This is a genomic window from Chryseobacterium sp. GTID13, from assembly GCF_056172655.1.
The window spans coordinates 796,364-809,096 of sequence record NZ_JAOCMB010000002.1 but is presented as its reverse complement, the minus strand read 5'-3'; the positions used below and the strand labels follow the sequence as shown (position 1 = coordinate 809,096).

Genomic DNA, 12,733 nt, shown 5'->3' with positions numbered 1-12,733 from the left:
TTATGTGCGGAATAGCCGGAATTATAACCCATAATGCCAGAAATTATCAGAATGAGATACAAAGGATGACGGATGCCATTGCCTACCGCGGTCCCGATTCTTCCCATCACGAATTTTATGCTAATGCCGCTTTAGGCCATCGAAGGCTTTCTATTATAGATCTTTCCGAAAACGGGAAACAGCCCATGTTTTCCAGCACAAAAAAGGAATGTATTGTGCTGAACGGTGAAATTTATGGCTATCAGGAGATAAAAGATCAGTACTCCGATTATCCTTACCGCGGAAGTTCAGATACTGAAGTAGTTCTTGCCATGTATCAGAAAAAGGGAAAAACCTTATCCATGACCTTCCCGGAATGTTTGCTTTTGCCATTTGGGATGAAGAAAAACAGGAGCTGTTCTGTGCGAGAGACCGTTTCGGGGAAAAGCCATTTTATTATACCATCGGAAAAAACGGTGAATTTATCTTCGCTTCCGAAATCAAGGCTATCTTGGCATCAGGACTTATAAAACCTGAAATTGACAAAGCACAGATCGCCTATTATCTGAAAAACGGATACATCCACCCTCACAAAACGATTTATAAAAACATTTTTAATCTTAAACCTGCCCATACACTGGTATTTAAAGATGGTAAAATAGACGAAAAGCCTTACTGGACGATTCCTACAGAGACCTCAAAACTGAGCCTGGATGAAAGTATTGAGAAATTTAAACACCTTTTGGACAATGCCGTAAAAAAACAATTGGTAGCAGACGTTCCCGTAGGATCTTTTCTTTCAGGAGGCCTGGATTCCAGTACCATTGTTGCGGTTGCATCAAAATATAAAGAAAATATCAAAACACTGGTTTACGGCTACGAAAGCGGCGATCTGAATGAAATGCCCTATGCACAGGCCATTGCAGATAAATACAAAACAGACCACCACATTCTTTTAGATAAAAAGCAGAAGATTTCCGAAACACTGCAGGAAGTATATTCCTACATGGATGAGCCGCTAATGGACTCTTCCCTTCTTCCTACCCATCTTATTTTCAAGGAAGCTTCCAAAGACCTGAAGGTAATCCTTTCAGGAGATGTGGGTGATGAACTGTTTGGAGGATACACTTTCTATAAATACAACATCAATCTTTCCCAAAAAGGCTATTATCCGTTCTATCTCTCAAAGATGTTGCTTCTGGCTGGAAAATTTAAGGATATTGGCTCGGAAAGACGTTTAAGAGCGGAATCCAGCGACACAATAGATTATCATCAGAATAAAGTCCGGAATTATTTTTCTGTCGCTGAAATCAGAAAACTAGGAATCAATGATGAAATTCCCGGACAGGATTTCAGTTTTAAGCCTACCAATGAGGATTTTAATGATCTGATGAGGATAGACCTTGAAAAATATGTTCCCGGCAATATGCTTCTTAAAGGCGACCGGACTTCCATGTACAATTCTGTGGAGGTAAGGATTCCGTTTTTGGATATTGATTTCGCTGAATTCTGTATTCAGATGCCATGGCAGTACAAAGTAAATTCCACCGAAGATAAAATTATATTGAGAAAAGCCTACTCCCAGGCATGGACAGAGGAAATTGCAAAACGCCACAAGAACGGTTTCGCAGCTTCCGTAAAAGAATGGTTCAAAGAACCGGAACTTCAGGCACTGAGTAAAGATCTTCTTGAAAATAAAAACAGCTATATATTTAATTTTCTGGATTTTAACGAGGTACAGAAAAAGCTCAACCAGCACCACCAGCATTGGAGCTTACTGATTTTGGCCCTTTGGTTTCAGAACAATAAAAATCATTTACAGTAATGATGAAAATAGGACTGACACAAAATGATTATCCCATCAAAAGAAATATTTTAAATAAAGTTTCTGAATGCGAATATGTTTTTTTGAGAAAGAACAATAATCTTTTTCATTCACTGTCCACATTAAAGAAAATTATACTCAGGAAAAAAACGGATATTGAAGGAAGATATTTCTTTTACCAGAAACCTAAGATCGATATTCTTCATCTTTATAACGACATCAATTATTCTTTCCAGAAATGGGTAACTTCTTTTGAAACGCTTGTTCCGAGGTTTCCTGAAACTAAAAATGACCACCAGCAGACTGAACCTCAGCATATCCGCAATAAAAAAACGGAAAATGCGCTCAGGCAGATTGGTAAAAAAACTGTCTGGGAATTATTTCAATTTCCCAGGCTTCCGCCAATATTCAGCTGGAACTTCTGAAAAATTATCCTGCTTTTCAGGAAATGATACAGTCCAAGCTTTCTGTAATTCATCCTTCTCAGGAAATTATCCCGAGAGATTCACAAAAGATTTACCAGAATACAGAGACTTTCAACCTTGTATTTGTAGGCACCCAGTTCCATCTGAAAGGAGGAGTAGAAATGATAGAAGTTCTGAAAAAGTTAAGAGAAAAATACAGTTTCAGACTCAGCATTGTTTCGTCCTTCAAAACAGATCATTATGTAACCAAAGTTTCTGAAAAAGAAGCATTGGAAACTAAAGAAATGTTGAAAAAAGAGGATTGGATCGAAATTTATGAAAACATCCCCAACGAAAAGGTGATAGAACTTATTAAACAGGCACATATTGGTCTTTTACCCACCTGGTCGGATACCTATGGATTTTCAGTTCTGGAAATGCAGGCAGCAGGCGTTCCTGTGATTACGACGGACATCCGGGCGTTACCGGAGATTAATAATGAGAGCTGCGGCTGGCTTATCCATCTTCCTCAGAACCGTTTGAAACAGGCACTTTATTTCACCGCAGAACAACGGGAGGAGTTGAAAAAAACGCTGAAAATACAGCTTGAAAATATCCTGGAAGATATTTTTACCCATCCTGAACAGCTGCCGGAAAAATCAAGAAATTCAGTGGAAAGAATCAGGAAGGATCACGATCCTGTTATTTTCAGCGAAAAATTAAAAGCAATATACAGTAAAGCATGAATATCTCAGTAATTATACCGGTTTACAATGCCTCCGAATTCCTGGAAAAGGCTGTAGATTCTGCTTTGCCTTTTGAGGAAGTAAAGGAAATTCTACTGATTGAAGATCAATCTACTGACGATTCGTTGGAAATCTGCCGGAAACTGGTTTTAAAGGATTCAAGAATTAAATTATACCAGCATCCTGATAAAGGAAACCACGGGGCAGGAGCCACAAGAAATTTAGGCCTTGAAAAAGCAGGCTGTGAATTCATATCCTTTTTAGATGCCGATGACCATTATCTTCCCAATCGTTTTGATGCTGAAAGGGAAATTTTTAAAGATCAGAAAACAGAAGGGGTTTTTGGGGCTATTGGAGTAGAATATTTATCCGAAAAAGGCAGAAAAGAATTCCAGGATAAGTTTAAAAATGTTTCATTAACTACGGTCAATTTCCCTGCAGAAGGTGAAGAGATCCTGAAAGGATTACTGGGTTTAACCTCTAAAGTTTTTGGAACTTTTTTCCATTTAAATACGCTGACCATCAGAAAAACAGCATTGGTAAAAAGCAACCTCTATTTCAACGAAAATCTCCGTGTACACCAGGATTCCGACTTTATTATCAAATTAGCCTATCACTGCTATTTAAAATCCGGAATTATAGATAAAGCAATTGCCATAAGAGGCGTGCACGACAATAACAGGATTACCAAAATTATAAGGTATTCACCACAATATAATCAGAGGCAGTTTCTTTTATGGAAATCATTGAATGATTGGGCAGATACCCATCCGTTGCCGGCTGATTGCAAAAGAAAGATTTATTTAACATACAAATCATTTGATTTATCTTTAAAAAAAGGATTCAATAAATATTTTTGTACCTTTTTAGAGGTTATTAAGAATCCTCAGATATTAAAAACACAATACCGTTTTACGTACCTCAACCGATAAGAATGAAAATATCCGTAATAATTCCTGTTTACAATGCTGAAGAATATGTTTCACAAGCCGTAGAATCTGCCCTGCAGTTCGAAGAAGTATATGAAGTTATTTTAATTGAAGATAAGTCTCCGGACAATGCTCTGGAGGTTTGCCGGAAGCTGGAAGAAAAGTATGACAGAGTGAAACTTTACCAGCATCCTGACAAAGGAAATCACGGTGCGGGAGCTTCCAGAAACCTGGGTATGGAAAAGGTGACAGGAGATTTTGTAGCATTCCTGGATGCAGACGATTATTATCTGCCCAACAGATTCGATGCGGAAAGAGAGCTTTTCAAGAACCCTGACGTAGAAGGTGTGTATGGTGCAATCGGGGTAGAATATTATTCGGAGAAAGCCAGGGAACAGTACTACCCTATTTATAAGGATAAACTGGATACGGTTTACAAGAAAACCAATCCTGAAGATGTGTATCTGGGACTGATCAGTTTACGCGGGACTTTCGGGCTTATCCACCTGGATACTTTAACCCTGCGAAGATCTTCCCTTTCCAAGATGGACCGGTTCTTCGAGACTTCTCTCCGCCTTCACCAGGATTCGGAAATTACCATACGTCTTGCTTATTACCTTAAACTTTATACAGGGATTAATGATGAAGCGATTGCCTTAAGAGGAGTTCATGAAAACAACAGGATCACAAAAGTGGATTCAGGGAAGATAAACCCTGCCCAAACCCGTGTTTTGCTTTGGAGAGAATTGAATCATTGGGCCGAGAATGAGAAAACAGTTCCGGATCATGTAAAACTCCACATCAAAAGGATGCTTCGCAGTTTTGAGATTGCCATCGCTCCTCCCGTCAAAAAATGGACTATGATCGGTAAATATCTGATTACGGATTATCCGAGCATCCGTTCGGGCTTATTCAATATCAATTTCAGGAAAAATCTGTTTTAAGCGGGAAGCCTGAAGCTAGAAGAGAGAAGCTATTGAGATCAAAGGAACTTCTATACTGTTCTTTTTATTTCTTTAAGGCTGATACCCACTTTAAATGAAATCCTGCCAGTAACTTCCGGCATCCATCTTCCCTCTTCCAGCCTTTAAATCAAAAGGTTCTTATTTTATCTTTTTCTTATCCAGAAGAATGGAATCAGCGATCTGGGCAGTAAATACTTTCCCTGACTCTTTGTACATATGGTTTCCGTCTGTAAAGATATATTGCCCGTATTGCTGTGAAAAATCGAAAAACTTCACTCCTTTCTTTTGAGCAATTGATTCTATTCTTTTGCTAAAATCCGGGGAATATTTGTTTTCTATTTCCATAATTCCTTTAAAACCGGGAATTCTTACAATATAAACGGTTCCTTTCGTTTTAAGGTATTCAATGATATCTTCAAATGCATCCAGTCTATATTGGGATATTTTCTGGCTTTTTACAAATTCTATATAATCAGCTACCTTTCGGTCTTGCCTTTTCTTTAAAGTGTCTGGCTCCACATTTACATTAACTTCCATCCATCCGTTTTGATGCAAATACGTACTGGATCTTGCTGCTGCTTCCCTGTCTCTGTAAATATTAAACCAGGTTTCAGGATAATGTTTCAGAAGATATTCATAATTAGGCTTTACATCATAAAAATGTATATCTGCCAATGCGGAAGTGTTTTCTGACAAATCTTTTGCCTCTTTCACGTTTTTATCCATAGATAAGTTCCAGGGATCAACAGTAAGAATAAAAATACCGTCTTTTGTATCAGGGTTAAGCTTTTTCTTTATGGCCTCAAAATAAATCTGTCCGTAAGGTGATTCGGTAATATTCAGGGAAAAATTATTGAATTCCCGGCCTTTCAGTTTATCATCTAAAACATTGGGAATCACAGCCTGGGAGCCTCTGGAATCTCCCATAATCATATCAGAGGGTTTCGGGCCTGTAAAGTGTAAATAATTATCATCCGTATTGCCGTCTGCATACGTTCCTAAAAACAGTAAAATGGCAATAATTCCAATAATATAAAACGATATTTTGAATAAAAATTTTTTCATACAGGGTTAGAATTGTTGATAAATAAAGCTGCTGTCTCCAAAAACTCCGAAATACATAATCATAAAAATAAGGAAAATGTAAAATGCCCTTCTTACAACAGGTTTAAATCTGCTGATCTCTAATCCATGTTCCTGATCCTTGTTAATCCAGTCAATCAGAATGACAATTCCTATCAGCCCTAAAATTTTAATTTTTATAAAATGTGGGATTGAGAAAAGTGAAAGACTGAAAATTTTCCCATACATTCCAAAAGCGTCTTTTAAGCTTGGCGCTACAAACAAAACCAATGCAAAACATACTAAAGCCATTGTATAGATCATATTTCCCAATTCTTTAAATGTAGGAATGGTTTTGGACAGCTTTTTCTTTTTATTGATCTGGTTATTAACAACCAGGGGAACATAATACAACCCTTGCAGACAACCGTAAACGATGAAGGTCCAGTTGGCGCCATGCCAGAAACCAATAATGACGAAATTGAGAAAAACAGCAAGCATCAATCCTTTTTTATCATAATCCCGGAAAGCAATGACAAGGGGTGTGAATACATATTCTGTGAGCCATGAGGTAAGAGAAATATGCCATTTCCTCCAATAATCTGCAATATTCTGGGCAAAAAGCGGAAAAGCAAAGTTCTTGGTGGTTTTAAAGCCTAAAAGTTTGGCAAACCCGATGGCCATATCGGAATATCCCGAAAAATCGGCATACATCTGGAACAAAAACAATATAACTCCAAAAGCTATGGTGCTTCCTGAAAGGTGCTCATATCCCTGGAATATCTTTTCTGTAACAGGAGAAATAGTATTGGCAACTACCAGTTTTTTAAATGCACCCAGAAGAATTTGCCTGGCTGCATCAGAACCATTTTCCAGTGTAAAAACCCTTTGTTTTTTCAGCTGGGGAAGCAACAAGCCTCCTTTATCAATCGGGCCGGATGTCATACTCGGAAAAAAGGCAATATAGTTGAAAAATGCCAGTGCATCCGTTTCAGCCTTCAGCTTATTATTCTTTATATCAAGCAGATAGCTTACCATCCTAAAGGTATAAAAGCTGATCCCTAGGGGTAAGATTATATTTAAAGTCAGATTATTTTTAATTCCGAACAAATCTGTAAAAGATTGAATGAAGAAATTAAAATATTTAAAGTAAAGCAGGGTACCAACGGAAAAAATCAGACCCAAATTCAGCCAGATTTTTTTCTCCGAATTCTCACTTCGGGAAATTTTTAATCCCAAATAATAAATAATCACTGAGCTTCCGATCAAAAGTATTAATAACCTCCAATCCCAATATGCATAGAATACGTAGCTGCCTAGTAGTAAAAATAGATTCTGAGCCCTGAGATTTTTCCCGAGAACCCACCAGTAGACAGCAAAAAAAACAGAGAAGAAAAGTATAAATACCAATGATGTGAACTGCATATGATAATTTACTTATTTAAAAGTTCAACAATTCCATAGGAAAGCATTAAAAAAGCAACCTTTCTGTTGTTAAAAAGTATGGCTTCTTTGGGAGGAGAAATAAGCATTCCGCCATTTTCGGTAAGGTTTTCAATTGACTGGTCAATATCATCCACCTCATAACAGATATGATAGTAAGATATTCTTTTTTTCAAAAGGTTTTCCACCGGCGCGCCTGAAACAAGTTCTATATTCAAACCGTCTTCTACAGTGATCATGCAAAGTTCTGCCTGTTGATTTTCATCAAAGACAACAGGAGTTTCCTCAATAATCTTATGGAGCTTTCTTATGCTTTGGAGTTCAGCCTGTATGTCTTTACAGGCAACTCCTACATGATGAAATTTCATTATAGCTTTGAAGCGATAGAATTTACCATTTCGCCTATATTGTTCCAGCTCTGGATTTCGGAAGAGGTAAAACGTATGCCGAAAGCTTTTTCCACAGCTACAATTAACTGGATGTGCGAAAGAGAATCCCATTCTTCAACGTCATTGGCCGTAGTTTCTTCAGTTAAAGTAATTTCTTCGTTATCCAGCTCTTCACGGAAAATTTCTGATAATTTTGATAAAATTTCGTTTTTGTTCATAATATTATATGTTTTTTATTTTTAAAAATGAGGCATACATTGTGGCAACTTTCCTTTTTTCCGCTTTCTCCAGTTCGATGTCTTCGCTTACAAAGTATCTTTCATCAACAATTTCAAGTCCTGCCTGATGAATCAGGTCCCTGATTTCCTGAATCGTGTTAAAAAGGTAAATATGATCCATAGAAGGTGCATTGGTAGGTGTGGTAATAAAGATGGTTCCGTCCGGCTTTATCAGACTTTTGATTTTATTCAGCAATGACAGCGGATCTTCCACATGCTCCAGCACTTCTCCCATGGTAATAAAATCTTTCTTCTCATCTTCATCTGTATAATCGAATACGTTTTTAAGGTGATAAACTACCTTTTCACTTTTAATTAAACTTTTGGTAAGCTCAAGTGAAGATTCACTGATATCAAGTGCCTCGAAGGTACAGTCGTCTCCAATTTTATCCATCGCAGCCTCAAAATATAAACCATGTCCTGCTCCTATTTCAAGATAGGATTTCACAGGAAGGTACTGTTGGATGGTGGTTTTAAAATACTGATAAACCGCATAATGATGTTTCCATAAAAACTGTGAAAGCAATAAGCCGTGCATATGGGAAACCATTACATCCGGATTATTGTACATGGCCTGGTTTACCTCATCAAATGATGTATTCCTGTATTTATTGGTTCTTATAAAATCCAGCATTTCCTCATTAAAATCGCCGATCATTTTAAGATAATAATTAATGGAATCATTAAATGTCAGACCTTTTTTTCAAGGATTAATTTATATTTGCTGATGAAGGCATCATAATCTTTTACATAATTTTCATCTTCTGAGAGAGAGGCAAAATTCTTCTGGAGCTTTTTACCATGAATAGCATTTTTTGCGGAAATACTTTCAATGAGGCGTTCTATTTTCATATTTTGATGTTTATGTAGACTTCTTTTAGCTGGTAATCGTCAACATTCAGCATCCATTTATCATTCTCGTTTTCAAATCCTAATCTCTCATAATGATCTTTTACCATCTGGTTTTTTGCCGTAGGAAGGTATTCTCCTACAATCTTTTTAAATCCATGTTTTCTTGCAGTTTCCACAATAGTATTGAGTGTAAAATCTTCCATTCCTCTTTTCAATACGCGGCAGCTCATCAGCCATGTATCTATGAAAAGGGTTTCGGGATCTTTCTTTTCCAGCACTATTACACAAATCAATCCATTGTCGCCATATTTATCTTCCAGGGTAAAGGAAAGCGTATAATGTTCTTCAGAATTGATCAGGTGGTCTACATCCTGTTCCGTATATCTTACCGTTCTTAAATTAAACTGGTTGGAACGCTGTGTCAGCTGAGAAACTCTTGGTTTCGAGAAATTGTCGAAAGACTTTACATCAGAAGTCATATTCATACTCTTCAGAAAATCTTTTACATTGGTAAAACTGTCCAGGTCAACTGCACGCTGTGCTTCCACCTGATACTGCTTGGTACGTTCCGCATCGTTTTCAGAGAAACTGGAGGTTTCAAAAAGATTCAGGCCATACAAGTATTCCAGGTATTCTGCCGGATCTTCGGGTAATTCAGGAACGCAGACCTCAGGAAGGTTTTCGCGTACGATATTCCTTTCAAACGGATTATCATCAAGGAATACCATAGAATCAAAACCTATATTCAGGATACTCTGGATCTTTCTGATATTATCCGCCTTGTTGTCCCAGTTAGCCACAAAAACAGCAATATCCTCCATTTTAAGCACCATATCGGGATGCTTTTCAAAAGGTTCTTTTGCCTTATCTTCATCATTCTTACTGCAAACAGCCAGGATCACTCCTCTTCTCTGAAGGGCTTTAACCCAATACTGGAATTCGGTAAATGCTTTTCCTATGCCAAGGCTGCCAATCTGGATCTTTTCCAGGCCGTCATCTCCAATGATGCCACCCCATGTCGTATTATCCAGATCAAGGATCAGGCATTTCTTAAATTTTCCTTCCAGAGAGGAAATAATACTGTTGATATGATGGGCAACGATCGGAAGGGCATCCAGTGAAAGCACCATTTCCGTATTCACATAGATATTCGGAGAAAACATGAAATCTCTTCCCCATTTATTTTGAATGGAAAGGAGGTCTGCAATAAAGAAATTATCATTTTTAACTGCCATCTCCGCCGAAAGCAGATAGTTCAGTTTATTCAGCTGAAAAACAAAGGAAGATTCTACCTTATTTGAAAAATTTCCAAAAACCTGATTATTGATCACCGGAAAATTACAATAGATCACCCTGCTCTTCGTTCTGTTCTGAATATTTCTGTATAGGTCTTCAATATAGGAAAGCTTATTCTCTGCAAATGCAGCCTGTGTATCGTAAGATTTATAATATTGGCTCAGTAATTTATGAGAAGATTCGAAAATGATGGTATAATCTGCATTAAACTCATAATATTCTGAGGTAGGATCCAGAATCTGGCGGGAAATCTGACCAAAATCTGCTTCGAAAATTTCAAATTCCAAACCATCATTTACGGCAGTTCCCTTCAAAGCAACATTAAGAAACTGTGTTGCGGTGTCACCCAATAACGCCACCCTGATCTTCTTAAGCCGGGAAGTATCTTTACGGAGTTCTTTTTTCAGTTCCGAAAACGTTTTGTACATGGATTCTTATTTTTATATTAAAATATGAATGTACAGGTTCTCAGTTCTGGCAGTTCCGTATTATTTCTTTTAACGGTTTCCGGAAATACGGGATTTTTAGTATAGATATATGTTTTGGGAACGTTTGTATTTTTTTTCATTATGTTTTTGTTTTTACAAAAATAAAAATTTTATCTGATATTTATGTTTTTAATATAATCTCTGAGCGGCTTTTCAATAAATTGATAAAAAAGCATCGAGGTAATGATAAGAACAACTATATAAATCCAGAACACACCGTTGATATCAGGTTTATAATTTTGCCATTTCAGGACCTCCCTCAGGATATACAGAATGGGAATATGGGTAATATAAATAGCATAACTTGATTCACCAAGATATTCCAGCGGTTTTAATGACAGAATTCTGGTCAGTATTCCGTTATTCCATGAGATTAAAAGAATAAGTGGAATGAAAAGCACCGCCATAAGCCCGTTATGATAAAAAAGAGGAACAAAGATCAGTGAAAGCATTACCGCTGCAAAGATCAGGATCACAGGAATATCATAATTCTTCTGCCTAAAATGGTTCACGAAAAACAACCCGGCAAGATTTCCTACTAAAAATTCGCTTACATGCATCAGCGGAAAATAATACAGAAATTCATGGCTTTCCGTATGTGGTCCTTTATAAGACGGTGAAGCTTCATAAAGATGGGAAAACACTTGTGTAACAATCCATAAGACAATTCCTGCCACCCAGATACTTTTATTCTTTTTGGAATAAAAATAATTATACAGCACCGGAAAAATCAGGTAAAACAGAAATTCCACAGAAATGGACCATCCAGGAAAGTTTAAGATCATTGCCTTGCCCGGAATCCAGCTCTGCAAACCGAACAGGTATAAAAAAGAATCAATAAGGCTAAAATTTGAATACCGGGTTATCAGATAAAGCAGCAATCCCACTACATACAGCGGATAGATCCTTGCAAACCTGTTTTTATAATACCCGAAATACTCAATTTTCTCTTTCTTATGATACGCTACAATCATAATGAACCCTGAAAGGATAAAAAAATAGCTTACCCCTACGTTGGCTTTCAGAAAAATATTGGAAATATAATCAGTCTTATAGACAAACATATCTTTATTGAAATGAGAGATAACGATGGCTATAGCAGCAAGGAATCTGGTAAAGGTAATCTGGCTTATCTTCATTCACAAAAGCTGTTCAGCAGTTTTACAATAGTTTGGTTATATAAAAAACACTTTTTACCGCGGTCATGAAACAGCCAGCACTGAAAAGCACTGCCGGTAATACACAACAGGATAGGGCGTTCTTTAAAAACTATTTAACAAAAACGCCGATATATTTTCCTTCATATTCCACTACCGTAGTTTCTATGCCGTGTTTTTCACAGAAATCCTGATAGGCAGAATTATCCCCGATATCATCACTGATAAATACACCCCCTTTTTTCAGATGCTTATACAGCTCATCATAGGCCCATATTCTTCCGTTATAGCTTTTATCAGAGTCGTAATGAAGAACATCGAAAACTGAATTTTCAGCAAAAATTTTAGGTAACGATTCTTTGTCTGCAAAACGGAATAGTTTCCAGTTGCTTTTAAGGTTTTGAGGCACTACATAACCTACATACTGATCTCCGTCCTGCGCCAGGTAAGGCATATCTGAACTGTACAGCGTTCCGTCCCTTTTGGTCAGGGAAAGAAGCGAAACCAGCGACGACCATCCGTAAGCAACACCTGTTTCCACCACGTTCTTTGCATTTGCAAATTCGCAGGCATAGTAGATCAGTTCCAGTGCTCCGGGCCCTCCCATTTTTACAGGACATGCTTTTTCCTTCTGCTCTGCTGTTTTTAAGATATCCGCATAATCCGTACGGAACGCTCCGGTTTCAAGACCGAATAGTTTTAAAACAGCTTCTTCCTGGGAAATTGCTCTTTCTGCAGCCCAGGAATTTGTTTTTTCCTTGCCTTTGAAAGCATTGCCTCTGTTCACTGTATTTTTAATGATTTTCCGGCCCAGTTCCGGGTAAAGGTCAGGCCTTTTCAGATAGCCGATAAATGTTTTGAGAACTCTTGTTATTTCGCTCACTGTGTTGTCTTTAATTCCGCAAAAATAAATATTTTTT

At 37.4% G+C, this 12,733-nt stretch carries 14 protein-coding genes and 1 pseudogene; 5 read left to right on the top strand and 10 right to left on the bottom strand.

Going from position 1 to position 12,733, the window contains the following annotated elements; translation table 11 throughout:
* The first annotated feature begins 2 nt into the window (after positions 1-2).
* From asnB to N4G44_RS03985, 5 genes and pseudogenes are all read left to right on the top strand, one after another.
* Positions 3-1,804 (top strand): annotated as a pseudogene (asnB, locus tag N4G44_RS04005) (asparagine synthase (glutamine-hydrolyzing)).
* Positions 1,804-2,229, top strand: a complete 426-nt coding sequence (locus N4G44_RS04000) for a hypothetical protein (protein ID WP_474924716.1) — start codon at positions 1,804-1,806, stop codon at positions 2,227-2,229. Before asnB ends, N4G44_RS04000 begins: the two are co-directional and overlap by 1 nt.
* A 23-nt stretch (positions 2,230-2,252) precedes the next feature.
* Entirely contained in the window at positions 2,253-2,954 is a 702-nt protein-coding gene (locus N4G44_RS03995; RefSeq protein ID WP_474924715.1) for a glycosyltransferase family 4 protein, read from the top strand.
* Positions 2,951-3,886 (top strand): glycosyltransferase family 2 protein, encoded by a 936-nt coding sequence (locus N4G44_RS03990; RefSeq protein WP_474924714.1) that lies wholly within the window; start codon positions 2,951-2,953, stop codon positions 3,884-3,886. The genes N4G44_RS03995 and N4G44_RS03990 overlap by 4 nt, the downstream gene beginning before the upstream one ends.
* A 2-nt stretch (positions 3,887-3,888) precedes the next feature.
* The gene (locus N4G44_RS03985) at positions 3,889-4,827 is read left to right on the top strand and encodes a glycosyltransferase family 2 protein (protein WP_474924713.1); all 939 of its coding nucleotides are present in this window, start codon (positions 3,889-3,891) and stop codon (positions 4,825-4,827) included.
* Positions 4,828-4,986: 159 nt separating this feature from the next.
* Here N4G44_RS03985 and N4G44_RS03980 read toward each other — a convergent pair whose 3' ends face one another.
* The 10 genes from N4G44_RS03980 to N4G44_RS03935 all read right to left on the bottom strand — a co-directional run bounded on the left by N4G44_RS03980 (position 4,987) and on the right by N4G44_RS03935 (position 12,696).
* Positions 4,987-5,913: a hypothetical protein gene (locus N4G44_RS03980; protein ID WP_474924712.1), complete on the bottom strand. Its 927-nt coding sequence runs from the start codon at positions 5,911-5,913 to the stop codon at positions 4,987-4,989.
* Between the two features lie 6 nt (positions 5,914-5,919).
* On the bottom strand, positions 5,920-6,948 hold the full coding sequence (locus N4G44_RS03975) for an MBOAT family O-acyltransferase (RefSeq protein ID WP_474924711.1): 1,029 nt from the start codon (positions 6,946-6,948) through the stop codon (positions 5,920-5,922).
* Positions 6,949-7,343: 395 nt separating this feature from the next.
* The gene (locus N4G44_RS03970; RefSeq protein WP_474924710.1) at positions 7,344-7,721 is read right to left on the bottom strand and encodes a VOC family protein; all 378 of its coding nucleotides are present in this window, start codon (positions 7,719-7,721) and stop codon (positions 7,344-7,346) included.
* Positions 7,721-7,960 (bottom strand): acyl carrier protein, encoded by a 240-nt coding sequence (locus N4G44_RS03965; protein ID WP_260540758.1) that lies wholly within the window; start codon positions 7,958-7,960, stop codon positions 7,721-7,723. Before N4G44_RS03965 ends, N4G44_RS03970 begins: the two co-directional genes overlap by 1 nt.
* 4 nt (positions 7,961-7,964) lie before the next feature.
* Complete coding sequence (locus N4G44_RS03960) at positions 7,965-8,678, bottom strand: class I SAM-dependent methyltransferase (RefSeq protein ID WP_474924709.1); 714 nt, start codon at positions 8,676-8,678, stop codon at positions 7,965-7,967.
* A gap of 32 nt (positions 8,679-8,710) precedes the next feature.
* Positions 8,711-8,872 carry a hypothetical protein gene (locus tag N4G44_RS03955; RefSeq protein ID WP_474924708.1) on the bottom strand — a complete coding sequence of 54 codons (162 nt, stop codon included), beginning with the start codon at positions 8,870-8,872 and terminating at the stop codon, positions 8,711-8,713.
* Positions 8,869-10,596: an HAD-IIIC family phosphatase gene (locus N4G44_RS03950; RefSeq protein ID WP_474924707.1), complete on the bottom strand. Its 1,728-nt coding sequence runs from the start codon at positions 10,594-10,596 to the stop codon at positions 8,869-8,871. Before N4G44_RS03950 ends, N4G44_RS03955 begins: the two co-directional genes overlap by 4 nt.
* 17 nt (positions 10,597-10,613) lie before the next feature.
* Entirely contained in the window at positions 10,614-10,736 is a 123-nt protein-coding gene (locus N4G44_RS03945; protein ID WP_474924706.1) for a hypothetical protein, read from the bottom strand.
* Positions 10,737-10,766: 30 nt separating this feature from the next.
* Positions 10,767-11,795 (bottom strand): acyltransferase family protein, encoded by a 1,029-nt coding sequence (locus N4G44_RS03940; protein WP_474924705.1) that lies wholly within the window; start codon positions 11,793-11,795, stop codon positions 10,767-10,769.
* A 130-nt stretch (positions 11,796-11,925) separates the two neighbouring features.
* Positions 11,926-12,696 carry a class I SAM-dependent methyltransferase gene (locus tag N4G44_RS03935; protein ID WP_474924704.1) on the bottom strand — a complete coding sequence of 257 codons (771 nt, stop codon included), beginning with the start codon at positions 12,694-12,696 and terminating at the stop codon, positions 11,926-11,928.
* Positions 12,697-12,733: the final 37 nt, after the last annotated feature.